This window comes from Oscillibacter sp. 1-3 (assembly GCF_000403435.2).
Taxonomy (GTDB): Bacteria; Bacillota; Clostridia; order Oscillospirales; family Oscillospiraceae; genus Oscillibacter.
This window is the reverse complement of the sequence record NZ_KE159707.1, coordinates 356,116-378,790: the sequence shown is the minus strand read 5'-3', so window position 1 is coordinate 378,790 and position 22,675 is coordinate 356,116. Positions and strand designations below refer to the sequence as shown.

Annotated in this window: 20 protein-coding genes and 1 pseudogene; 2 read left to right on the top strand and 19 right to left on the bottom strand. The window is 58.3% G+C overall.

What is annotated here, in order from left to right; genetic code table 11:
* Positions 1-4 precede the first annotated feature (4 nt).
* From mobV to C816_RS08225, 10 genes and pseudogenes are all read right to left on the bottom strand, one after another.
* Positions 5-970 (bottom strand): MobV family relaxase, encoded by a 966-nt coding sequence (gene mobV, locus C816_RS08270; protein WP_016321932.1) that lies wholly within the window; start codon positions 968-970, stop codon positions 5-7.
* A gap of 328 nt (positions 971-1,298) precedes the next feature.
* Positions 1,299-2,336: an AAA family ATPase gene (locus C816_RS08265; protein WP_016321931.1), complete on the bottom strand. Its 1,038-nt coding sequence runs from the start codon at positions 2,334-2,336 to the stop codon at positions 1,299-1,301.
* Positions 2,337-2,724: 388 nt separating this feature from the next.
* A pseudogene (locus C816_RS08260) lies at positions 2,725-2,958 on the bottom strand (hypothetical protein); the annotation flags it as partial.
* Between the two features lie 70 nt (positions 2,959-3,028).
* Positions 3,029-3,400, bottom strand: a complete 372-nt coding sequence (locus C816_RS08255; protein ID WP_016321929.1) for a hypothetical protein — start codon at positions 3,398-3,400, stop codon at positions 3,029-3,031.
* Positions 3,397-5,217, bottom strand: a complete 1,821-nt coding sequence (locus C816_RS08250; RefSeq protein WP_016321928.1) for a VirD4-like conjugal transfer protein, CD1115 family — start codon at positions 5,215-5,217, stop codon at positions 3,397-3,399. The genes C816_RS08255 and C816_RS08250 overlap by 4 nt, the downstream gene beginning before the upstream one ends.
* Complete coding sequence (locus C816_RS08245) at positions 5,204-5,395, bottom strand: hypothetical protein (protein ID WP_016321927.1); 192 nt, start codon at positions 5,393-5,395, stop codon at positions 5,204-5,206. Before C816_RS08245 ends, C816_RS08250 begins: the two co-directional genes overlap by 14 nt.
* A 12-nt stretch (positions 5,396-5,407) precedes the next feature.
* Positions 5,408-6,292 carry a hypothetical protein gene (locus C816_RS08240; protein WP_016321926.1) on the bottom strand — a complete coding sequence of 295 codons (885 nt, stop codon included), beginning with the start codon at positions 6,290-6,292 and terminating at the stop codon, positions 5,408-5,410.
* Positions 6,293-6,294: 2 nt separating this feature from the next.
* The gene (locus C816_RS08235; protein WP_016321925.1) at positions 6,295-7,170 is read right to left on the bottom strand and encodes a PcfB family protein; all 876 of its coding nucleotides are present in this window, start codon (positions 7,168-7,170) and stop codon (positions 6,295-6,297) included.
* Positions 7,112-8,500 (bottom strand): relaxase/mobilization nuclease domain-containing protein, encoded by a 1,389-nt coding sequence (locus tag C816_RS08230; protein WP_242832162.1) that lies wholly within the window; start codon positions 8,498-8,500, stop codon positions 7,112-7,114. Before C816_RS08230 ends, C816_RS08235 begins: the two co-directional genes overlap by 59 nt.
* 37 nt (positions 8,501-8,537) lie before the next feature.
* On the bottom strand, positions 8,538-8,861 hold the full coding sequence (locus tag C816_RS08225) for a plasmid mobilization protein (protein ID WP_016321923.1): 324 nt from the start codon (positions 8,859-8,861) through the stop codon (positions 8,538-8,540).
* A gap of 27 nt (positions 8,862-8,888) precedes the next feature.
* On the opposite strand from C816_RS08225, the gene C816_RS08220 reads away from it, so the two are divergent.
* Both C816_RS08220 and C816_RS08215 read left to right on the top strand, forming a co-directional pair.
* Positions 8,889-9,152, top strand: a complete 264-nt coding sequence (locus C816_RS08220; protein WP_242832161.1) for an antitoxin VbhA family protein — start codon at positions 8,889-8,891, stop codon at positions 9,150-9,152.
* Complete coding sequence (locus C816_RS08215; protein WP_016321922.1) at positions 9,145-9,579, top strand: Fic/DOC family protein; 435 nt, start codon at positions 9,145-9,147, stop codon at positions 9,577-9,579. The genes C816_RS08220 and C816_RS08215 overlap by 8 nt, the downstream gene beginning before the upstream one ends.
* Before the next feature lie 59 nt (positions 9,580-9,638).
* On the opposite strand, the gene istB is transcribed toward C816_RS08215, so the two are convergent.
* The 9 genes from istB to C816_RS08170 form a co-directional block, all read right to left on the bottom strand.
* Positions 9,639-10,436 (bottom strand): IS21-like element helper ATPase IstB, encoded by a 798-nt coding sequence (gene istB, locus C816_RS08210; protein WP_016320839.1) that lies wholly within the window; start codon positions 10,434-10,436, stop codon positions 9,639-9,641.
* Entirely contained in the window at positions 10,429-11,634 is a 1,206-nt protein-coding gene (gene istA / locus C816_RS23590) for an IS21 family transposase (protein WP_016320838.1), read from the bottom strand. The genes istB and istA overlap by 8 nt, the downstream gene beginning before the upstream one ends.
* Before the next feature lie 62 nt (positions 11,635-11,696).
* Positions 11,697-12,692, bottom strand: a complete 996-nt coding sequence (locus C816_RS08200; RefSeq protein WP_016321921.1) for a hypothetical protein — start codon at positions 12,690-12,692, stop codon at positions 11,697-11,699.
* A gap of 15 nt (positions 12,693-12,707) precedes the next feature.
* Positions 12,708-14,171, bottom strand: a complete 1,464-nt coding sequence (locus tag C816_RS21735) for a DNA cytosine methyltransferase (RefSeq protein ID WP_016321920.1) — start codon at positions 14,169-14,171, stop codon at positions 12,708-12,710.
* On the bottom strand, positions 14,168-14,758 hold the full coding sequence (locus C816_RS08185; RefSeq protein ID WP_016321919.1) for a hypothetical protein: 591 nt from the start codon (positions 14,756-14,758) through the stop codon (positions 14,168-14,170). Before C816_RS08185 ends, C816_RS21735 begins: the two co-directional genes overlap by 4 nt.
* Before the next feature lie 5 nt (positions 14,759-14,763).
* Positions 14,764-14,943, bottom strand: coding sequence for a hypothetical protein (locus tag C816_RS08180; protein WP_016321918.1), 180 nt, complete (start codon positions 14,941-14,943; stop codon positions 14,764-14,766).
* 2 nt (positions 14,944-14,945) lie between these two features.
* Complete coding sequence (locus C816_RS08175) at positions 14,946-15,749, bottom strand: phosphoadenosine phosphosulfate reductase domain-containing protein (RefSeq protein ID WP_016321917.1); 804 nt, start codon at positions 15,747-15,749, stop codon at positions 14,946-14,948.
* A gap of 158 nt (positions 15,750-15,907) precedes the next feature.
* On the bottom strand, positions 15,908-16,060 hold the full coding sequence (locus tag C816_RS24235) for a hypothetical protein (RefSeq protein WP_016321916.1): 153 nt from the start codon (positions 16,058-16,060) through the stop codon (positions 15,908-15,910).
* A gap of 106 nt (positions 16,061-16,166) precedes the next feature.
* Entirely contained in the window at positions 16,167-22,649 is a 6,483-nt protein-coding gene (locus C816_RS08170) for a SpaA isopeptide-forming pilin-related protein (protein WP_016321915.1), read from the bottom strand.
* Between the last annotated feature and the right edge of the window lie 26 nt (positions 22,650-22,675).

Here is a 22,675-nt window from a genome sequence, read left to right as displayed (position 1 = left end):
GTGCTTACCTCCCTCGCGGCCTATCCCTGCCGCTTTTTTGCAGTTCCGCCAGCACTTCGGGCGGTATCAGCTTCACCAGCCGTTCCAACTGCTGATTGGTGCGCTGCAACTCAAAAATACGCTTGTTGGCCTCCTGCACCTTTAATTCCTCCGCATAGCACCCATCCCGCAGATGGTCGGCGTACTGCTCCGACTGGCTGACCCGCTGTTTCAGGCTGTTGATATAATCGCTCTGCTTCTGGATTTCCCGTGAAAACCGCTCCATGTCAGGCAGCCATGCGGACAGCAGCGCCAGCGCCTTGTCCCGCTTCTTCCCGGCGTTAAAGGCGTTGATGTCGGACAGGGCCTTTACGATCTCGTCATGCTGCTTGTCCAGCCTGCCGCCCAGCTTGAACAGCCATGTGGGGATGTGCTTACGCCTGGTTATCATAGAGGACTCCCCGCGCTCCAACTCCGGCCACCTGGCTGACATATGGGCATGGTAGGCCGTCTGCCACTCCGACAGGCTCCTTTGGTTGCCCAGCATGGTTTTAGCCGACAGCTTGCCCTCCTTTGTGATGGGGACAAAACAAAGGTGCATATGGGGCGTTGTCTCGTCCATATGCACCATGGCGGATATGATATTCTGTTTTCCAACACGCTCAGAAATAAAATCCAGCGCCGCCGCAAAATAGGCCCTCTGCTCCGCCGGTGGTAGACTGTTCATAAACTCCGGGGACGCTGTGATGAGCGTTTCCACCAGCATCACACTGTCCCGGCGCACCCGGCACCCCGCCGCTGCCGTCATGCGGTTGATCTCCTTTTTGTAGGTGTACCGGGGCGGGGCCACAAGATGATAATTCTCCCTGGAACGCTCCATGTCAATATCCGGGTTGCTTTTGTACGCTTCTTTCTTCCGCTCGTTGTGGCGCTCACAGGCCGCGACGGAACCGGCCTTGCGCTTCTGGAAGCGCAATATCGCATAGGGCATGGTCATCCCTCCAATCGAAATGTGCGGGCAGACCGGGGGCGCGTCCGCCCATCAGGTTGACAGCGGTGACGGCGGTGACGGTTATTTTGGGATGCCCCCCGCCGCTGTCACCCTGACGGGAGAACACCCCGGAAACGCATGGTGCAGGGGCGGGTCTTTCCTCGCGCCACGGCTCGGAAAGCGCCACCCCTGCGGCCGAAAAAATCTCCGATTTTTCCGGCTGCGTTTCCAGGGTGTAACACACTACACCTTGCAAGCAAGGCCGTGTGCCAGACGTTCCCTCTGGACTCCCTTTTTGGGGGGGCTGCGCCTCGCGTGACCCTCCGGGTCACAGGACGGGGGTGACGGTTGTTTCCTGCGGTGACGGCATCCCAAATAAGCCGTCACCGCTGTCAACGCCGTCACCCCGCGAAAGAACGATGCGCCGCCCCGTCTTGGTGCGGCGGTACACATAGCGGACGTTGTTCTGGCGCAGGACGGTGGCGTGGTACTCGTTCAGCAGCTTTGTGATGACGTTGGGCGCGGTGTCCGTTTCCTCCATCTGCGTCAAAAGCTCGGTGGCCGTCCCCGACCACTCCCGCCGCCCCTCCATAAAGGCCACCAGCCGAAAAAGAATAGGCGGCACCTCCGCCGCCGCAAGCTGTTCCTGGGATTTCCGTTCCACCAACTCCCAACTGCAATCCCGAAAACGCAGGGTGAACTCCTGGTACTCGATGTCCCTGCCGATGGCGTAGAGGGAAGCGGTGTCCGATGCCCGGTGTTCCTTTTCCAGCACAAAGGTGGCGTCGGCGCTGCCGGTCAGCCCCGTTGTCCCCGATACCCGGTTGAACACGTCGCTGTCCCCCTGCTTGCGGATGTGGTGGACGACCACCACCGCCAGGGCGTGCCTGTCCGCAAAATCCTTGAGCAGCGATATGTCCCCGTAGTCGTTGGCATAGGCGTTGTCCTTGGACGCGGTGCGTACCTTTTGTAGCGTGTCAATGACGATAAGCCGGGTGCCGGGGCGCTCCTTGAGATAGTCCTCTAACTGGCCCACCAGCCCGTCCGTCAGCTTGCAGCTTGCCACGGCGAAGCGCAGGCGCTCACTGGCTTCATCTGTCAGCCGGAATAACCTGTCCTGGATGCGGTAAAAGGTGTCCTCCAAACACAGGTACAGCACGTCCCCCGGCGCGGTAGGAAGCTCCCACAGGGGCCTGCCCTCCGACACGCACAGGCACAGCTTCAGCATGAGCCAGCTTTTCCCGATTTTCTGTGCCCCGCAGAACAGGGACAGGCCGGTGGGGATCAGGCCGTCCACCACGAAGCTGGGCTTGTCAAGCGGCTGATACAGCAGCGTGTCCGCGTCCACAGTTTTCAGCTTCTTCACGGCGGCACCTCCCCCGGCGTTTTTTCCTGATATGATACATAGGCGTTTTCCTCCTTTGAAAATTCACACCCCGCGTTTGCGGGATATGTAACGCAGACCGCCATACGGTTCCCCGCCCAGCTCTGGCCGGGTTTTCTCTGCCGGCGCTGTGCGCTGATTGAGCAAAGGGCGCGCTCGTATCGTGGCACACTATCCTTTGCGGCAGGTATCTCTCTGACGGCTGCTATTCAGTTTTCAAAAGAGGAATGTAGTTCCGCCTGTTTACTCACGAATAGCCGGTTTTGAAAGTCCACACCGCAAAATTTCCAGAGGATATAGAAAAAGCGCCTACCCGTGGCCGTAAAGCCAAAGGCAAGCGCCTGTTTCCCGTTTATGTTCTCTAAAAAAGTTTTACATCTACAAAACTGCCGCAGGTCTTGACCACGCCCACCACAAAGAACAGCACCAGCAGGGCGTAGCCGATAGCCTGCAACGCGCCGTGGATGTCCACCACCACGTTCCAGATCGCGCCGCCCTTGAAGTCCTGGGGGGATTGCGTAATGAGTTGCCATATCTCGCTCAACTTGCCGTTCCAGACCTCCAAAGCGTTCTCCAAATTCTGGACTACCCAATTATCCGACACGCAAAGCACCTCCTTTTAGGGGCAGACCCGTCCTTGCGGGTCTGCCCCCGTGTCAGTGGATAATGAGTGCTTATGCGCCGGTGATAAGGGTCAAAATCTCCTTGGCAAAAGTGATAATGACGCCGCCCGCCAGGGTCAGGAAGCCGTTGGAACGCTGGGAGGGGTCGTGGCTCTGGAGGGAGAGGCCCACCTGGACAATGCCCCAGCCCAGCAGGATCAAGCCCACGGCGCGGATCAGGCCGAAGATGAATTCAGACAAATTGTTGATAACGGTGAGGGGGTCGCCGCCAGCGGCGGGGGCGGCAAAGGCCGTCATGGTGCAGCAGCCCATCAGGGCCACCACCGCCACCAGGGAACAGTACCAGCGGTAGCCCCGCTTTACCTTGTTGAGCATGGGCAGGCGGTTGTCGTTCTTCTTTTCGTTTTTTTTGAAAATGCTCATTGTGTGTTACCTCCATGATTGATGATATATTCCTCCAATTCTTCCTCAGTGAGAAGAATGAAGCGGTGTTCTCCGGCGTCCTGTTCGTCCGATTTCGCCGCCTGCTTCAGCAGTTCCTCGTCAAATTGGATGGACGCGATGCTGTGGGTGTCCTCGCCGTGCCGGTACGGTTCGGCCCCGCCGTCTGTGGTCAGTTTCACGTTGGGGTGTTTCAGAATGTCGTACTTGAAGTCCTGGATGGGCCGCTCCCCACGGATAAAAAGAAGCGCATACTGGTTGTCCAGCATACGCACTTCATCCGGCATAAGCAATTCGCGGCCCGCTAATTGCCAGTTGGTGGAGTAGCTGCCGCTCCGCCCCCTGGACTGTCCGTAGGTGTTCGTGTCGATTGTCTCTTTCCCCAGCAGTTTGGAAACGTACTCGTGGGTTGCCTGCTCATTTCCACCCAAATAGATAAACTCGTCGCAGTTGCCCACGATGCTCTCCCACTGTTTCTCAAAGAGGGCCTTTAGCTGGGCGAGGTTCTGGATGATGATGCTCACGGAGATCTCCCGGCTCCGCATGGTAGCCAGCAGCTTGTCAAATTCATCGGGCAGGGCGACGTTGGCGAACTCGTCCATGACGAAGTGGACGTGGACGGGCAGACGCCCGCCGTGTACCACGTCCGCCTGATAGTAGAGCTGCTGGAAAAGCTGGGTGTAGAGAAGCCCCACGATGAAGTTAAATGAGCTATCATTATCTGGAATGACGGCAAAAATGGCCGTCTTTTTCTCGCCCAGGCTCCATAGCTCCATCTCGTCTGTCTGCGTCATACCGGCCAGGGATTCCAGGTTGAACTTTTCCAGCCGGGACACCAGCGTGATCTGGATGGATTTCAGGGTCTTGCCGCTGCCGGAGCGGTAATTGCGGTAGTATTTCAGGGCGATATGCTCCGGGTTCCTCATTTCCAGACGGTCAAAGAGTTCATCCAGCGGCGATTGAAACTCGTCGTTGTCCTCCCTGACTTCCCCGGCCCGTATCATTTCCATGACCATCGGGAAGTTCTGTTCATCAGGCGGGGCTTCATAGTGGAGATAGAACACCAGCGCCAGCAGGAGCATTTGTGCCGCCTGATCCCAAAAGGGGTCTTGGCTCTGACTGCCCTTGGGCGTGGTGTTCTTGAACAGGTTCGTCACCAGCCGCTGGATGTCGTTGTCGCTGCGGAGATAGACAAACGGGTTGTAGCAGTAGCTTTTCTCCATGTTGATAAGGTCGATCACCTTAATGTCGTACCCCTTGGCTTTCAACAGGTTCCCGGTGTCCCGCAGCAGTTCGCCCTTGGGATCGAGGCAAACAAAGCTGGTGTTGGCGTTCATAATGTTGGGCTTTGCGAAAAATCTCGTCTTGCCCGCGCCAGAGCCACCGCACACCAAAATATTGAGGTTGCGGCGGTGTTTGCGTCCGTCCAGCCCTATGGCTACGTTCTGCGTCAGTATCTTGTTCTCGGTCACTTTCCTGTCGGCGTACTTCTTCCTGACGGCCTGGGCGGTGCCCCACTTGGCGGAGCCGTGTTCCTCCCGCCTGCGGTAGTTGCGGTCGGTGGAGAAGTAGATACCGATGCCCAGCCCATAGCACAGCAGAAAAACGAGGACAGTTTTCAGGCTGTCCCTGCACAGTACGATGTGGAACGGGTCGTTCAGCGCCGCCCCGCCGTACTGCACCAGCCCCAGCAGACCGCCGCCCACATAGGGGGCCAGCAGCAAGGCCAGCCAGACCACGGGAATGATGCCGCAGGCGTAGAGGGTCAGGTGGGCCTTGGAAAACTTATCTTGCCTCACGGTCAGCCCTCCGTTTCTCCCGCTTGGTCGGCGCGTCAATGACCTTGAGAATGAGGTCGTCCACATCCTCGGTAGGCTTGCCGTCCCGGAGGGCGTCGTTGCGGAAATCGGTCAGGCCCGCCACCATAAGCCGCTGCTCGAAGCCGTTCAGCGTGACCACACGTTTTTCATCACGCATAGAGCGCCCCCCTTACCTCGCGCCGCCGTCCCGGTTTTTCTGCGCTTTCTCCTGGGCGGCAAAGAGCCGGTTCATATCGGCGGTGATGGTGCCAGCCACGTCCCGCATGATGCCCGCCTCGGCCCGGAGCGCCTTGGCGTCCATCATGGCATAGCTCTCCGGCAGGCGGTCAAAGGAGAAGCCCTCCACCGATACGCCGCTGCGCTTGCACAGCATATAGGACACGCTGTATGCCGTGAAGTCGGGGCTTTCACAGGCGATCCCGCCCTTGTCCATGTGGGCGCGGGCCAGCTCCTGGGCCACTCCCCGGAAGATGGTGGGGGCGTCCAGCCCTTGCCGCACATAGATCACGCTGTTCTGCGGGTGATAGGCCACGTTGACGCCCTCCGGCAGTTCGTTGGAGATGGAGAAGCGGCAAGGGGCGTTGTTCATCAGGGCTTTCAGCAGAAGCCGCTCGTCACGGGCCACGGCGGGGGCGGGCCGCTGGTTGGCCCTGGTCTGAGAAATATCAAAGACCTTTTTCACGTTGTAGGACACGCCCACACTGCCATCGTCCTTTTTGTACTCCTTGCCGGGTTCCAGGATGGTGATGGCGTCCTGGCCCCGCTTGACGTACACGCCGTCGGCCTTCCAGGTGTCGAAGTCGGACAGCTTGGTGGCCTCCGGGCATTGGGCGGAAATCAGGATGGCGTTGCTCACGGAGTAGAGGTCAAAGCGGGCCTGCACGTCCAGATAGGTTTGGAACACGCCGCCGTCCACCCCCATGTCGTGAACATAGTTGTCGATCATGGCGTAGACGCCCTCGCGCTCCGCCTGCTTTTTCGCCGCCCATGCGTCTTTGTCAAATTCCTCCTGCGGGGCGGGCTGGCTGGTGAACAGATCATCATAATTCGGCATAGTTATCGCTCCTTTAACCGTTTGGGTTTATACTTTCGCGGGGCCTTGTGTTTCGGCCCCTTGGTGGGCTTGGACTGCTCCCTGCCCTTTGCCGCCTTTTCCCTCTGTTCCGCCTTGATGTCGTTCAACTCCTGCCGGACAGAACGGCGGGAACGCTCCTGCGGTTCAGAAGTACCCGGTGCGGTTGGCTCTTTGGGCTTTGAGGTAGGCTCGGACTGACGGGATTTCTCGATCCGGCCCTCGGTGGGGTTTTCGGTCTGCCCTTCCTCCCTGGTGGGGGAAACGCCCAACACCGCCTCCCAAAAATCATCGTTGTCTTGTTCGGGGGCGGTGCGCTCCGGGACGGGCAGCTCGCCCTCCTGTTCCGGGGCGGGGGAGAGCATAGCGTCCAGCAGATCGTCCACCTCCTGCTCGGTCATCGGCTCTGCCGCCGCTGGCGCTTCCGGGGCGTCGTTCTGCTGTTCCTGACGGCTCTGTTCGATCTCCCGCCTGACCTCGGCCATATCCACGGTGGCAAGGCCGAACCGCTCAATGATGCGGTTGATCTTGCTGGCGTCCTCCGCCCGTACCATGATGTCGGTCAGCCCGTCCGTGGCGTCCCGGTCTTTCAGGACGCAGTAGAGGACACCGTACTTCTTGGCCTCCCGGCAAAAAAGCTGAAGATCGCTGTCCTTCACGGCGAACACCTTCAGCTCCTTGCCGCTGCGGAGCATATTGGTCAGCCGGGTCTTGCCCTTGGTTTTCTTCTGCTCCCGCAGGATGGCGTACAAGAGGATGGCAAGCTGTTTGGCACCCTCACCGGCCAGCTTCACCGCCACTTCACCTGTTTCCAGGGACAGCCTCACGACCTGCTCCGCCGCGTCGCCTGAATAGCTCATGCTGTGTCAACTCCTTTCGTTCGGTTTCCTTTTGCTCTATCAGCCGTTCCAGCTTTTCCTTGACCTGCCCGGAACGCTGGGCGATGCCGTCACATAAGACCACCTCCTTTCGTGCCGCCCTGATCCGGGTGGAGAGGGCGCTGATCTTCTGCTTCACCTCATCCACGGCCAGGGGGTCGCCCTGCCGATTCAGCCGCCGCAGTTCCTTACGGAGTTCCTGCCGCTGGGAGGTCAGGGCGTCCACCTCCGCCGACGCCGTTTCCCGGTGGGCGGTCAGCTCTCCGATGGTGTCGATGTGCCGTTTCCCTAAAAACCGGGTTTCTGCGTCCAGCCTGTCCAGCTTGGCGATGTCCTCCCGCAACAAAAAAGACACCCGCTTGACGGATGCCGGTCGTTTGACGATAATGTGAAGTTCGTAACAGTAACGGAAGTACAACGCCCGCAAGCCAGTGACTTTCTTCCTCGGCTTGCCCCGCACCCGGTAACGGCGGGGCGGACGATGCACCGCCTCCGGGAATGGGACTTGTTTTTGGAGGTTCTGCAAAATGCGTTCCTTGATCTGCTCCAACGAGTAGCCCTCGCCCAGCTTGTGGAAGCGGAAGTAGCCGCCAGCATCGGGCGGTTTCAGCGCCGGGTATTTCAAGGTCTTGCCGCCCTTGCCCCTTGTTTTGAGCTGGTAGCCCATTTCACCCATCACCCGCAGAAAGTCGCGCTCGGTGGTGGAAGCGCAGATGGCCCGATCAATGTCGGCCCGGATGGTGCCCCGGTGGGTGGGTTTGCCGTTCTGCTCGGCCTGCCATTCGGCGTAGTGCTTGGCCCGCCCGCCGTGGTTCTCTATCACGGAAATGGCGTACTCCCGGCAAAGCCGGTCTGACGCCTCCCGCATATGGGCATAGTCGGCGGGGGAATTGTAGAATTTGTAGCCGTCCGCCCAGGACACTGAATTTATCACAAAATGGGTATGGTAATGGCCGGTGTTACAGTGGGTGGCTACCACCACCTCAAAGCGGTCGCCCCACAATTCCTGGGCCAGCTTGACGCCGATCTCATGGGCGGTTTCCGCCGTTACCTCGTCCGCCTGAAAGGACTGATACCCGTGGTAGCACACCCGGCCCCCCAGCTTGCCCCATAACCGCTTTGTCTCCATGAATTGGGCGGCGGCGGTGTCCTCCCGGCAGTTCAGGCAAGACACATAGGAGCGGCGCTCCGTTTTCATATCATCGGCGGCGTACTCCACCACATTGTCAACAGCATGGAGGGACGCCAGTTCCTCATAGCTGGCCTCGGTGGTCTTTTCCGGGTTCCGGGCGTAGTTTATCACCCTGTCCACGCGCCCCTTGATGGGCCAGATAGAGGTCACGGCCATATCAGTCAGAGGGGGTGGTGTAGGTGTCCACGATCATCTTCTCCACGGCCCGGTTGTCCTCCAGGGCCTTGCGGAGCTGGGGCACGTCCAGCAGGCCGATGGAGTTGGCCCGCTTCAAAAGCTGGTCGATGTTATAGCCCACACGCCGCACCTCCCGGATCAGCAGCGGCAGCTCGGCGGGCGGGGCCTCCTTCACAACTGCGCCGTTGAGGATGCGGCGGCAGTAGCCCTCACGGGACAGGCCGCTCTTTCTGACCTTTTTTGTCAGAGTTTCCAGTTCGGTCTTGGTGAAGTAAATCTCCACCCTGCAATTACGTTTTCTCATATTGCCTCCTTAATCATTTTTCAGTGGTTGGAAAATCGTCTTTTCTTTTCGTCGATTGTGTGCTATCCTATAAAAGAGGTGGTCGATATGACAGCAGCACAAATTCGGCGGAGAATTGCGGCAGTAAAAACGGCTGACGCCATCAATGCCATTGAAGGTGTGCCGGTTTCCCGGTATGCCCAAGTGCTTTCCCGCAGTTGGGCAAAAGGCGAGATCACGGGCGAACAGATGAAACAGGCGCTCTTGGCTTCTCACGCAAAACTGGCCGCACAGGTACGAAAGCATGGCTGATCCTTATCTCTATGATGATGTTCCTGTCCTGCGGAACGCACTTTCCATCAAAGATGAAAAGACGCTGGATTTGATCGAGGCAGAACAGTCCCGCGCAAATATGATGCTGCTCTACGAACAGGGCTTCCACGACTTTACGCCGGAGGGCCTGCAAAGCATCCACCGCTTTTTGTTTGGCGACCTTTACGATTGGGCGGGCCAGTTTCGTATCATCAACATTGAGAAACGGGAACGGCTTCTTGCGGGCCGCAGCGTGTGGTACAGCAATGATGAAGCGATCAGTGATGATTTAGCGTCTGTCTTTCAGGATATTCACGCCCAGGATTGGAACGCTCTTTCAAGAGGAGCCTTTGTGCCAGCCGTGTCCCGGTGCTTTGCGAAAATTTGGCAGATACACCCCTTTCGTGAGGTGTCAACGCCAATTTGAAATTGTAAGAAAACGCCGAAGAAATTTTGTAGTTTTTCGGCGGGGGGGGGGTAACAGAATCAGTTATTTCCTTGCAGGAAAAGAGTATTTACGATTTGCTGTTTCTGGCGCATAAATTCCTTGCGCTCCTTCAGGCGGTAAGACTCACCCTTGATGTTGATAACGGTGCAGTGATGCAGTACACGATCCAGGATGGCGGAGGCGATGGTGACGTCGGCAAAGACCTCGTTCCACTGGGAGAAGGTTTTGTTGGAGGTGAAGACGGTGGATGTTTTCTCGTACCGCCTGGCAATGAGCTGAAAGAACAGGTTTGCACCCTGGATGTCCATGGGGAGGTAGCCGATTTCGTCGATGATGAGCATCCTGTACTTGGCCAGAACCTTGAGCTTGTCCGGCAGACGGTTCTCAAAATGGGCCTTCTTGAGCTGTTCAATGAGCTGGTGGCAGTTGATGTAGTAGGTGGAGAAACGGTGCTGTGCCGCCACCAGGCCCAAAGCGGAGGCCAGATGGGTCTTGCCCACGCCGGGCGGGCCGAGGAAGACCACATTCTCCCCGTTTTCCAGGAAGCGCATGGTAGCCAACTCATCGATCTGGCGCTTGTCGATGGAGGGCTGGAAAGAGAAATCGAAGTCGTCCAGGGTTTTCTTAATGGGAAAGCCAGACATCTGGATCTGCTTCTCATAGGCCCGTCTCCGCTTGGATTTGGCTTCTTCTGAGAAAATGTGATCCAAAACCTCCACAATGTTGAGCTTGTCCGCCACCGCCCGTTCCAGGTAGTTGTCCAGAATCTCCAGGGTGTTTTTCATTTTAAGGGCTTCCAGGTTTTCCCTCAGCCTGTCCATAGTAAATTCAGTCATACAGCACCTCGTCATATCTGGATAAATCGGAGGGCTTCAAGGGGAAATCTATTACTTTGCCCTGTTCCAGCAGAACATTTTCCGCATCTATTGTCTGTTTCAGCGTAATCCTTCTATAGTGCTGAGGATTGACAACCATGTCCTTCCTTTGATACGATATTCGATGCAGAGCGATCTGCTTTCCCTCATAGTAGGCGGCCAGCATACTGTCGAGGGCCACGACTGCCACATCTTTGCCGATGTACTCCGCTGGCACGGAGTACTGATTCCCGGCGTATGAGATGAGGCAGTCTTTTTGTACCCGCCTAAGGTTGATCTTGTCGATGATGTACTCACGGGAAAGAGGACTCAGCCCCTCTTTTTGCAGCCGCTCAAAGGGAATCTCGTTGGTGGTGGCATGGACTTTGCCATTGACCTTATTACACCAAGCCAAGGCTTGTCCATTCAAATCTGCCAGGCTGTTGTACTTGATCCCGACCATGAAGTTGTCCCGCACAAACTGCACCGTCCGCTCCACTTTTCCTTTCGTCTGACCACGATATGGCCGGCACAGGATGGGTTTGAATCCATAGAATCCCGCGAAGTCCTCAAACTGCCGGTTTAGTGTGGAGTCCTCCTGCTTCAAAAGCCGCTTGATGACTACCTGCTTCATGTTATCGTACAGAATCTCCTCCGGGTAGCCTCCGAAATACCGAAACGCGTTCTGATGGCACCGTATCAACGTGTTTGTGCTCATATCTGTGACAAATTCGATGTACCGCATCCTTGAGTACCCCAGAATCATGAGAAAGCAGTACAGCTTCTTCCACTTTCCGTCCTCGTATACCAGGTGATCCTCGAAGAATCCCCAGTCCATCTGCCCTTGCTTTCCTGGCATCGTCTCAAACCGCACCGTTGCTTTCTCATTCAAGTCCATCTTCCGGCTGCTCACATACGCCTTGACAATACTGTAACCTCCGTCAAACCCCATCTCCCGCAGCTTCTCCAGTATCCGCAACGCTGAATACGGCGCCTCTTCCAGCCACTCGTCCACGATCTGCTTGTACGGGTCCATCTTTGTTGGCTTGGGTTCGCTCAATGTGTACTCCGGCTTCTGCGGCGATTCCGCGTACCGCTTTGCCGTCCGCGGGTCCATGTGGTACTTCCGTCCCAGCTCCACATAGCTCAGCCCTTTTTGTCTGTCGCTTCGGATATCCATCCACTGTGCTCCTTTCATTTTCTGACTCCCTTTCCGGGCTCTTTCTCGCCCTGATTGGGAGTCTATCTTTTTCCCTTCACCTCCGCCACTAAACTACATTTTTTCCTCGGCGTTTTCTTACATTTTATCACTGGCGCTGACATGGGCTTGATAGGCTGGCCCTGCTCGTCGTAGTTCTTCGGGTCGGCGGCGGGGTCGGCCCAGCCCCGCATGACCCCGGCCAGCATCGCTGCCGCCTGTGCCTTGGTGACACCCAACTCGCCGTTCAGCTCGTCAACCAGCTTCTGGCTGGTGCGGCCCTTTGTCGCAAAGGACGCGGAGCGGTAGCCATCAAAGCCCCGCTCAAACATTACGATGGCCCGCTTCTCCGGCACCTTGCCGTAGCATACCGCTGGCAGGGAGCTTCTGAGGGGGATAACGGAGTTGCTGTTGCGCTCCATTATCTCGGCAAACTGGCAGATGTGGTAGAGTTCGTTGCCGATTTCAACGTGGCAGTCATCAATATAGCGGCATACCCGTTCAAAGTCTCGCCCATCAAACCGCCTGATCCGTACCTTGTCGCCGTCCGCAACTCTGAATTTTTCCTCATAGTGCGGAGTAATGAAGCGGATGCCCTTTTCAGCCTGTTTCATGTGGCGGTCAAGCCAGTCCCGGCGGTAGCAATAGATGAACAGGTTTTCCTCCCCCTTGTAGGGTTGCAGCCGTATCAGGTAGGCATACTGCGCCGTGTCCGCCCGGAAGCCGAACGCAAAGCCGTCGTTAAAGCCGCTCTCCGGGTGCCCCTGGCAGAAGTCCCGCATGGCGTCCCGGCTTTTCAAAAAGCCGCCGTACTGCTCGTCGCCCACCAGGGCCTCCATGACGCCCTCCAACTCCTGCTGAAATTCCTCGGTGTCCAGGTTCTCACGGTGACTGCTCCACTTGGGGAAAAAGCCCATGCCGTCCCCGCCCATGTCGGCCCGCAGGTGGCCGATGCTCCCGGTCTGGCCCGCAATCTGCGTACTCTGACGGGCGGTGTAAAGCCGCTCCGCAGGGGTAGCGGTCTGGAATGTCAATTCCATAATGTCACACTCCTTTTACTTGCTCAAAAAAGACCACCATTCATCCTCCCGCACCTGAAAAGCGTCGCCTAATTGGATGGTGTCAGGGAAGTTTGATTGGGTGGTCTTGATGGCGTATTTGTCGATCTCGGTGGCGTAGTAGCGGAGAACAGTGGCCCCCAGCTTATCCAGGGCAAGGTGGCCGCAGCTCATGCCGTCGTACATGGACAGCACTTCCAGTGGCTTCACGGTGATGCCGGGACAGTAGGACAGGATGTGGGCGATCACCTCCACCGTCCAGCCGTTGCCCAGCATCTTATACGCCTGGGTGTCCGACACGGGAAACACAAAGCCCTCCGGCACCGTTTGGAGGCGCATACACTCCCGCACCGTCAGCTTGCGGATGATATAGTAGCCGTCCACCAGTTTGATGGGGTACTGCTGGCCCTTTATCGTGATCTGGCCGTCCCGGACATCGTAGATGGGCCTGTCCAGCGTCCCGCAATACTGATAATACTGGCAGGAGGTGGTCAGGCAATTCGCTTTTTCCCTCATGGCGCGGCCCTTGCGGGTCTTGCTGTTGGGTATGGTCAAGTCAACGCACTCGCCGGGAAGAATGTCGGTGTACCCTTTTGCGGTGGCCTCCGCCACCCGCAGAGCGGGACAGCCGGTGGGGACGGTGTAAAGCCCGGTTTTCGCCCCGGCTCCGCCGCCGTTCCCACAAAGGGTCTTGCTCTTGCCGTCCGCTGAATATACCCGGTGGCCCTGGCCCTCGGAGCCGGTGCCGCTCTCTATGGTGCCCACGCGGATGGGGAACATGGGGATATGCCCGCCGCCCATTCCCGCCGATGCGGTCAGGCAGGGGACTTTTCCATCCACATCAAACACGCCCCAGCGGGTATGCTGGCCGTAAAGACCACCCAGCCGGTTGACACTGACCGCCTCGGCCACACAGGTCTTGCGGTCTATGGTATTGCCCACCATATTGCGGATGCCGTCTTTATAATAGGTCGCCCGCAGGCATTGGGCCTTCCCGTCTGCGGTGATATTCACCGGCTCTATTGCCATAGGCGCGGGGAAGTGCCCGCCGTCCAGGGCGTTCACGGCGCTGGCCCTGCTGTAATTTGCTTTCAGCGTGTAGCCCTTTTCATGGAGGGGTAGGCCGCTTTCCAGAACGTCCAACAGGATAAGGCCCCGATCCTCCGGCAGTTCCACGCCGGGGATATTCGTCCAGTAGAGCCGCTGACGGCTTTGGGCGGACACAAGGGCGGAGTTTATCAAAATAGGTTCCACACCCAGCTCCGCCGTGATCTGCGCCCGTATCGCCGGGGCCATGCTCTTGTTGTTCTCGTATAAATAGAAGTCCGGCCCGTACCGCTCCCTGGCGATCAGATAGTTGCGAAACAGCTCCCAGCCCAGGCCCTCCGGCTGTGTTTCCCGGTTCCGGGTCTGCGCTATGCTCCAATGGGTGTAGGGGGAGCCGCCCAGCAGAAGTTTCATCGGCTGTCACGCCCCTTTTCCAGCGCCCGCTCCCGCTGAATGACCTGCAAATGGTCGTTTGCCCACTGTGGCATACACTCCGGCCTGACTTCGCCCAAAACGTCCCTGCGTTCCCACCGGCCATCCCTGCGGCCCGTGAACACGTTGACGCCATAGACCGATGTGCCCCGTGAATACCCCCGCGCCCCGCTGCCATTCGTTACAAGGATAAGCTGGCAGTCTGCCCGCCGGTACTCATAGCGGAGAGAACTTGGCTTGACCGCCACCACCTTGCCGGTGATGTCGTCGATGTCGTTCAGCGGAAAACACTGTTCACTGTTCAGTAATTCCAGCGGGATATGGAGGGTCTTACGCTGGGCCTGCAAAGCCGCCACCTGCCCTTTCAGCCTGTCCGTGTAAAGCTCCATGATCTCCAGGTAGTCGTCACTTGCCATCGCCTCGGCGTAATACTCGTTCATCCCGTCCTGGGTGCAGAAGCAGCACATGAACTCCTGTTCCGGGCTGACGCCCACCACCACCTCACGCGCCCCGATCTGGAGCGAGTGGATGACCTCAAAATTTTCAATCATCCGTTTTTTGTCCGGCATTTCCGTCACCTCTCCCGGTCGTCACGCGGCCTGCGCTTCTTCTGTCTGGCCTTTTCCTGCTGCTCCTTCACATGATCTGCCAGGGACTTGGCGGGCTTATCGTCAAACGAGATCATAATGTTTTGCGGCGGAACGCCCCGCAGCATCCCGGACAGCTCCTTATCCATGTCTTTTCCTTTATCCATGATTATCGCTCCCCTCTGACAGAAAGGTCGATTTGCCTGTCCTCGTTGGCAAATCGACCTTCTAACTGTTCCACTGTCCAATTTTTTGTGAATTGCCCCAGGGGGTTTTGACCAAACTGCGCGATAGCCCGTCTGTCCATCTCCCGGAGCCGCGCCCATAATTCAGGGTGATGGGCACGCAGTTTTTTCAGCTCCCCGATTCGTTGGAGGGGACAGCACCAGCAGGAGCAGCGGTTGTATATCCGATACAGACCGCCCCAATCAAAGCCCCGGTCATAGCTGATCTGCAAGGCTTCGGCTTCGGTGATACCCCAATCCACTAGGGGATATTGGTCGTCCTTGATGCGCTTCGGCTCGTCGGCGGCGATCCCGACATAGTGCAGGGCGTTCCGCTCTTTTTTCAGCCGGTTCACTTCTTTGTGGATAAGATGTGTTTTTAACTGACCCGTACACCAGCGCACACGGGCACCGGGCCAGCCGTTCCCATAGAGGGACACCCCCAGCCTTTGCCGGTTTTCAATGCTGGACTGCTTCACCTTCGGTTCCTCAAACATGAGCCATTCAAAGCCCCTGGGGTGCCGCAGGGTGGTGATGTGGATGCCGCGCTCCCGGTAGAGCAGGTCGTCCAGCTTTTGCATATGCTCGTACATCTCCGGGAACTCCATGCCGGTATCGGCGGTCAGCACTACGTCAATAGGCATATCCCGTTCGATCATCAGCAGAAGCATGGCTGTCGAGTCCTTGCCACCTGAGCAGGAGACAGCGTGGAAATTGCCCTCTATGGGTTTCTTGCCGTCAGCGTTCATGCTCCCGCCCCCTCTCCCGGTCAGGCGGTTCCTCGTAAAGCCGCAAACTGTACTTAATGCTCAATGTTGGTTCCTCCTTGTCCAAAAATTTACACCGCCCCATGTCCAGCAGACAAAGAGCGGTGTATGTACGATATATATGGAGGAACGTGGTTTTATCAGGCCATCAGTTTTATCAGAAGCTCGTTCACTGGCCCAGCGTCCCGGCCCTGGGCGGTCAGCTTGTTCCGCCAGTCCATCAGGTACTTCCGCACAAGCCGGTATTCCTTATCCGTCAATTCAAGATAGACCTTCTTTTCCCGTTTGAACATTTGAAACAGCTCCCTTCCTTATCCCCATAGTACAGGAAAAAGCAAGCAGTTTCAAATGTGCGAATGGGTATGTAAGTGGCCCGCTGTGCGGGCCACGGGGAAATGCTTAATACCCTGTCCGGGGGAGGGTCGTGGGAGGTGCGTAGACCTTCGTCACCCAGCGGGTGGTAGCCATGATCCACTGGCCGTTGTAGACGCCGCCCACGTCCGCCTGGTTCACAAACTGACTGCCGCCCTTGGCCCAGGACACAACGGTGCAGTCAATTTTGGGGGCTTCCACCTGCCGGAAGTTGGCGGGAACGACGCCGAACACGAACATCATCTCTGTGACGTACTCGTTGGACGCCAGCCGCAGGGCCACGGGGGACGCCTCCAGCACATAGTTCTGCTGGGTGTTCAGGCTGTCCGCCAGCACACGGTAGTCGGCCCCGGAGAGATTGGTCTTGTAGACGATCTTGTAGCTGCCAGCGGCATTGTAGGTGCCGGTGGTGATCTTCGCCAGCCGAACCGCCTCCACGGGCAGAGTGTCCCTCCAATAGAAAGAGGTGAGCGCCGTGGTGGAGTTGTTGCCGATGCCGCTGAACGTGTAGCGGATGTTCTGACCGGGCATGACCTCTTTATAGCCGGTTTTCTCAATGGACACATTGGTGTAAAGGCTCTTGTTGGTCATAGCCGCTTTGACGATCTGGCCGGCGTGTTCGATCTCCACGTCAATGGGGGTCTTGTCCAGGGCGTAGAAGTCCGCCGCCTGGGATTCCACCACCTTGTACCGGCCCAGGGGCAGGGGCTTGGACACGGCCACGCCGTTTTTGTCGGTGCGGATGGTGTCAACAAGGTTCCCGGTGCGGTAGTGGTAGACCTCAAACACGGTGCCGGGGATGGGGGTGCCAGCGGGCCAACCGTTCATGCTGTTGTAGTCGGCGCTGGTCTTGGTGATCTGAATTTGCCCGGTGACGGCGGTGTTTTTCCAGGTGATGGTGGTACAGCCGCCGTACTCCACATAGATGGTCTTGGGCTGGGTGTCCAGGATATAGCCTTCCGCGCACTCGATCTCCCGGACGGTGTACTTGCCGTCCGCAAGCCCGCCGTCCACATAGACATACCCCTCATTGTCGCTCTCATAGGTGCCCACGGGGTTGCCCTTGGCGTCGGAAAGCAGGAACTTCACGCCGAAAATGCCCTTGCCGGTCACGCTGTCGATCTTGTGGATGATGGCGCTGCCGGTCTGCCGGTTGGTGATCTCCAGGGTGGCGGTGCCGCCGTCCTTCACCTCGATCTGATAGGGCTGGCTGTCCAACTGATAGCCCTTGGCGGCTTTCAGCTCCGTGACCTGATACCAGCCTTTTTCCGCTTCGGGCAGGGAAATGACGCCGGAGCGGTCGGTGGTGTAGGTGCCGACGATCTCCCCGTTGAGCTTGCGGATTTCAAACTGGACGCCGCTGATACGCTCCCCGGTTTCCTCGTCTGTCTTGATGATGGTCAAACCGCCCACCTTTGTGTTGTAGACGGTAATGGTTTGGGTGTCGCTGGCGTTCACCTTGACGGTCTGTGTCCTGGTGCCCTCGTCCATGACGTAACCGGGCAGGGGCTTGGTTTCCGTGATGACCAGCGTACCCACCACGCCGGAAATGCGGATTTCGCCGTTGGCGTCGGTCTTGTAAAGGCCCTTGCTGGACAGGTGGCCGTAGTCGTCGTCCAAGTAGCTCCCGTCCGAGTAGGTGATCTGGAACTCCACCCCGGCCAGCGGTTCGCCGGTCTGCTTGTCCAGCTTCTTCACCACGATACAGCCCTGCTTGGCGTTGTAAAAACGGAGGGTCTGAACTTCACCTGCCTTAATCAAAATGGATTTAGGCTGGCCGTCCAGCACATAGCCCTCCAACGCCTTGACCTCCCGTGCGGTAACGGTGGTGCCGGGGGTCAGGTCGTTCAGAACGATGCGCCCGTTCTCGTCAGTGATGAACTCGCCGTTGGAGTTGCCCACTACCGCGCCAGAGCTGTCGGTGACAAGGAACGTGACGCCTTTCAGCGGTGTGGTGGTGCCCTCAATATACTTCTCAATTACAAGGGTCGTGCTGGGGGTGTTGGTGAAGTGGAGGGTCTGGGTGTCGTTGGGGTTCACCACCACCGTCTGCGTCCGGGTGGCCTCGTCGATGGTGTAGCCGGGAATGGTGGCCGTTTCCGTCACTACCAGCGTACCGACAACGCCGTTAATGGTGATCTTGCCGTCCTTGTCGGTGAAGTACAAGCCGTTGCTGCTGATCTGTCCGTTTTCAGCCGGTACGAACTCCCCTGTGGAGGTAGTCACCTTGAAGGTGACGCCTTGCAAGGGCTTCCCGGTGAGGGCGTCCCGTTTGTCGATCACCAGCGTACCCGCCTTGGAATTGGTGACAACAACGGTCTGCGTGTCGCCGCCCTGCCCGATGACGACATTGGTGCTGGCCCTGTCCATCACATAGCCGGTCGGGGCCTTGATTTCAGTCAGGACGTAAGCGCCGGGGGCGAGGTTGGTGATCTTGATCTCACCCTGGGCGTCGGTGGTGAAGATGCCGTTTTGGGTCAACGTAGACGTACCGATCACGCCGTCCAGCCCTACCTCACAGCCTGCGGCGGTGGTCACGCGGAACTCGGCCCCGCTCAAAGGCTGGCCGGTGGCGCTGTCCCGTTTCTGGATAATGATGGCCCCTTTCGGCTGGTTTTTGAACGTCAAGCTGACGGTACGGCCCTCCTTGATCTGGACGGTCTGGCTCTGCGTGTCCAGAATAAAGCCAGCGGGGGCGCGTGTCTCGGTGACAACGACGCTCTTACCGGGGGTCAGGCCGGTGATGCGGATTTCCCCCGCTTCATCCGTTCTGAAAATGCCGTTGCTGTCGCCCACAACGGTGCCGTCCGCATACAAAACCTTAAACTCGGCGTTCTGCAAGGTGACGGAGGGGTTCACCGAACAGACCTTGCGGATAAGCAAAATTCCGTCCGGGGCGTTGGAAAATCTGACAGTGACAACGCTCTGCTCCCCACTGTCAGCCAGCATGATGGTTTCGGAGGACTGGATAATGTTGTACCCGTCCGCAGCGTCTACTTCCTCCAGCACATACGCGCCGGGGTTGAGGCCCGTCCACATGGCGGTGCCGTTCTTCCCGGTAACTTTGGTGCCGATGACGGTGCCGCCCGTGCCGCTGGTGCCGCCCAAATACCGCAGTTGGAACGTGCAGCCGGGGAGGGCCGCGCCGGTCACGCTGTCATATTTCTCAACGATCACAGCATTTTTCGGGACATTCTCAAACGTGATAACCTTGCTCTCGCCGCCCTTAATATAAAATTCCTGGGTGGCGGGCTGCTTGATGGTGTACCCAGCGGCGGGTTCCAGCTCCGTCACCTTGTACCAGCCGTCCCGCAGCAGGTCAACGAAAAATTGGCCGTTCTCGTCGGAGAAGAAGGTGCCCAGGCTGTTCAATTCGCCGGTGGTCGTGTTGTTGGAGCCGTACCAAACCTCGAACTTGGCCCCCTTGATAGGACTGCCGGTGATGCTGTCCACCTTGTTCACCGTCAAGGTGGGCTTCTTGTGGTTCTCAAAATAGATGGTGTGGTCGCGGTTGGGGTAGAGGGTCACAAGCTGGCTGGGGGCGTCCATGAGCCAGGGGGCCGGGACGGACTTCTCGCTTACCTCGTATACTCCGGGCAGAAGGTTGTCCAGCGTGGCCTTACCCTCGCTGTCCGTCTTGATCTCGTCAACGGAGTGGCCATCTGCCGCCTTTACCAAAAAGACGGTGTTGGGAATGGGGTCGCCGGTGTCGGCGTCCTTTTTGTAGACAATCAGGTTGGGCCTGCGCTGGTTCTCAATGGTGATGGTGCTGGTCTGGCCGGGGAACAGCTCCACATGGTACTCCTGCAAGTCCAGGATGTGGTCGGCAACGGTGGCTGTCTCCTTGACGGAGTACACCCCCGGTTCCAGGTTGGAGATGTTGATTTCGCCGTTATCGTCGGTGATACGGTCAAGGTAGTGGGTGCCGTCCTCAATGCGGGCGATCCTGAAATGGACGCCGCCCAGCCGGGTGCCGTCCGAGCTGGTCTTGATGAGCCGCAGGGCGGGCTTGGGGGTGTTGGGGAACACAAAATTGGCGTTCTCGTCCGGGTTCACCTGCACCACACGAACGGCGTCGTCGATCAAATATCCGTCCGGGGCCTCCAGCTCCCGCACCTCATATGCGCCGGGGGTCAGCTTGGACAGGTCGATCTCACCATTCACATCGGTGGTGAACTCCTGCCGGTAGCTGCCGCCCACCAGCTTGAACTCAAAGCGGACGTTGGGCAGGGATTTCATGGTGATGCTGTCCACCTTAATCAAGTGGATGCCCGGTTTCAGGGAATTGAAAAAGACCAGCTCCCGCGTCTGCGTGTCGCCTGCCTTTAACTCGATCTGCTGAGGGGTGCTGTTCACCACATGGGCGTCGTCCGTGGCTACCTCTTTCACAAGGTAGGTGCCCGGTTCCAGGTCATACAGGAAAATCTCGCCGCTGGCGTTGGTGGTGTACTCCCCGAACAGGTCGCCGTCGTGCCAAACCTCAAAGGTCACATCAGGCATGGGGGAATTGCTGGTCAGGTCGTATTTGAGGATGCGGAGGGCGGGCCTCGCCCGGTTGGTGACGGTCAGCACGGGGTCGTCCTCGGTGGCGGGGTCATACGGGTCAATGTGGATGCCGTGAGGGGTCTTATCCAGCACATACCCGGCGGGGGCGGCGGTTTCCATAATTTCGATATACGCCTCTTTTTGGATGCCGGTCACGCGGGCCTCGCCGTCGTCGTTGGTGGTGACGGAGGTAATGAGCTTGCCGTCCGCGAACACATCAAAGCTGGCGTTGGGGAGGGATACGCCCGTCTGCTCGTCCACCTTGATGATGGTCAGGCTGATGTCCCGCACGTTCTCCCAGGTGATAAGCACGTCCTTGGTGCCGTCCCACTCCACCGTTTCCACACGGGTGGACTTCACATAACCGTCCGGGGGCGTCTGTTCCGTCACGCGGTAAGAGCCGTAGGGCAGCTCGTCACCCTCAAAAGAGATGGTGCCGTCAAAGCCCGTGATGCCGGTGGTCATATAGGAGCCGTCGATCTGCTCAAAGCGGAACACGGCCCCCTGCAAGCTGCCCTTGTTCTGTGCGTCCACCTTCTTGATGGTAAAGCCATGCTCCACATCATCGGTGACAGTCACATACTCGGTGCGGCCAGGGGTCAGGGTGACATTCATGGGGGCCACGATCTGATAGCCCTCCGGGGCGGCGGTTTCCGTCAGGGTAAACTTTTCGTCGGCAGGCAGGTCACGCCATACGATCTGGCCGTTACGGTCGGTGGCGCCAGTGACAGTGGTTCCGCCGCTGCCAGTCAGGGTGAACTCGGCCCCCTCCAGGGGAGCGCCGCCCGCCCCGGCCTTGATTACCTGCAAGCTGGCGGTGTCGGTTTCCTCCGTACCGCTCCACTTAAAGGGGATTTGTGCGTCCAGATTGGTATAGCCGGGGTCGGAGATGATATAGGACTGCTCCGACGCGGAGGGGTTGTAGGCCAGATAAAGGTTATACTGCGCCACGCCGCCTGCGGCCTTGATGGTAAAGTTGCCCTCGGTGGGCACATTGTCCACAGGGAGGCAGACCTTGAACGTGCCGTAATACTCGCTGCCGTTGGAGTTGAGGTTTGTGCTGTGCTGTCTGCTGGTGTCCACCAGATAGCAGGTGGCCCCGTTCTCCTGCGTAGTTTCCAGCGGGGAGTTATTTTCGGCCACAAAGATAGTGCCCTGGGGGGCGTCGGTGGAGTACACCTTGGTCTTGCGCCCGTCGATCCAGGTGGAGGTGGCGGAGGCCAGATACACCACACGGGTATAATACTCCTTGCCGTTGATGCGTTCCAGCTTGATACCGTCGGTGCCGTCCTCGGCTGCGCCCTCCAGACCAAACTCATTGACGACCTCGATGCCGCGAATATCCTTGTTTTCCTCGGCCCGGAGGGACAGGCCGGTGTGGAGGGGCTGTGTCCAATGCTGGGCCAGCTTTACGATAGCCTTGGCGCTGTCGAAGATACGGATTTTCTGTGCGTCTGCGGTGGGTTCAGCGAGGGTGTCGCGGCCTGCCGTAAAGGAGGTGCCGGGGATGGCAAGCTGGCCGCAGGAGGCCCAGATCGCCAACTGCGTGGCGTACTTGTACTCGTCCTCGGTGAGTGCGTTCACGCCCCGCACGTCATCCTGGTGCAGCTCCTTGAACTGTTCCAGCGTCCTGTTGGGGTAGCCGCCCGCAAACACGCCCATCGTCTGCGGGTTGCGGTTATAGGGCTGGACGGTCAGGGCCTTGGAGGGGGATACCCCTTTCAGCCCGTGATTGACACAGTAGGCGGTGCCGGTCAGACCGTCGTTGCTGGTGTACTTCCAGTAGCCGCCGCCGATGGTTCCGCCGTTCTTCTTGGACAGGTAGTTGCCATATCCGGCCTGCTTGATGGTGACGGTGCCGCTGTCGCCCAGCGTGGCGGCGCTGGCGGGGACGGCCAACAGGCCAAACAGCGTAGCCACCACCAGCAGCATGGACAGCAGGCGGTTGAAATGCTTGTGTTTCATGGGTTCTCCTTTCTTTCCGGGCATAA

Bases quoted from the DNA above. Each gene is read 5' to 3' on its own strand.
- C816_RS08175 (WP_016321917.1), bottom strand. From the start codon at position 15,749: ATGAACGCTGACGGCAAGAAACCCATAGAGGGCAATTTCCACGCTGTC.
- C816_RS24235 (WP_016321916.1), bottom strand. From the start codon at position 16,060: ATGTTCAAACGGGAAAAGAAGGTCTATCTTGAATTGACGGATAAGGAA.
- C816_RS08225 (WP_016321923.1), bottom strand. From the start codon at position 8,861: ATGAGAAAACGTAATTGCAGGGTGGAGATTTACTTCACCAAGACCGAA.
- C816_RS08215 (WP_016321922.1), top strand. From the start codon at position 9,145: ATGGCTGATCCTTATCTCTATGATGATGTTCCTGTCCTGCGGAACGCA.
- istB (WP_016320839.1), bottom strand. From the start codon at position 10,436: ATGACTGAATTTACTATGGACAGGCTGAGGGAAAACCTGGAAGCCCTT.
- C816_RS08240 (WP_016321926.1), bottom strand. From the start codon at position 6,292: ATGCCGAATTATGATGATCTGTTCACCAGCCAGCCCGCCCCGCAGGAG.
- istA (WP_016320838.1), bottom strand. From the start codon at position 11,634: ATGGATATCCGAAGCGACAGACAAAAAGGGCTGAGCTATGTGGAGCTG.
- mobV (WP_016321932.1), bottom strand. From the start codon at position 970: ATGCCCTATGCGATATTGCGCTTCCAGAAGCGCAAGGCCGGTTCCGTC.
- C816_RS08255 (WP_016321929.1), bottom strand. From the start codon at position 3,400: ATGAGCATTTTCAAAAAAAACGAAAAGAAGAACGACAACCGCCTGCCC.
- C816_RS08200 (WP_016321921.1), bottom strand. From the start codon at position 12,692: ATGGAATTGACATTCCAGACCGCTACCCCTGCGGAGCGGCTTTACACC.
- C816_RS08185 (WP_016321919.1), bottom strand. From the start codon at position 14,758: ATGCCGGACAAAAAACGGATGATTGAAAATTTTGAGGTCATCCACTCG.
- C816_RS08180 (WP_016321918.1), bottom strand. From the start codon at position 14,943: ATGGATAAAGGAAAAGACATGGATAAGGAGCTGTCCGGGATGCTGCGG.
- C816_RS08170 (WP_016321915.1), bottom strand. From the start codon at position 22,649: ATGAAACACAAGCATTTCAACCGCCTGCTGTCCATGCTGCTGGTGGTG.
- C816_RS08245 (WP_016321927.1), bottom strand. From the start codon at position 5,395: ATGCGTGATGAAAAACGTGTGGTCACGCTGAACGGCTTCGAGCAGCGG.
- C816_RS08235 (WP_016321925.1), bottom strand. From the start codon at position 7,170: ATGAGCTATTCAGGCGACGCGGCGGAGCAGGTCGTGAGGCTGTCCCTG.
- C816_RS21735 (WP_016321920.1), bottom strand. From the start codon at position 14,171: ATGAAACTTCTGCTGGGCGGCTCCCCCTACACCCATTGGAGCATAGCG.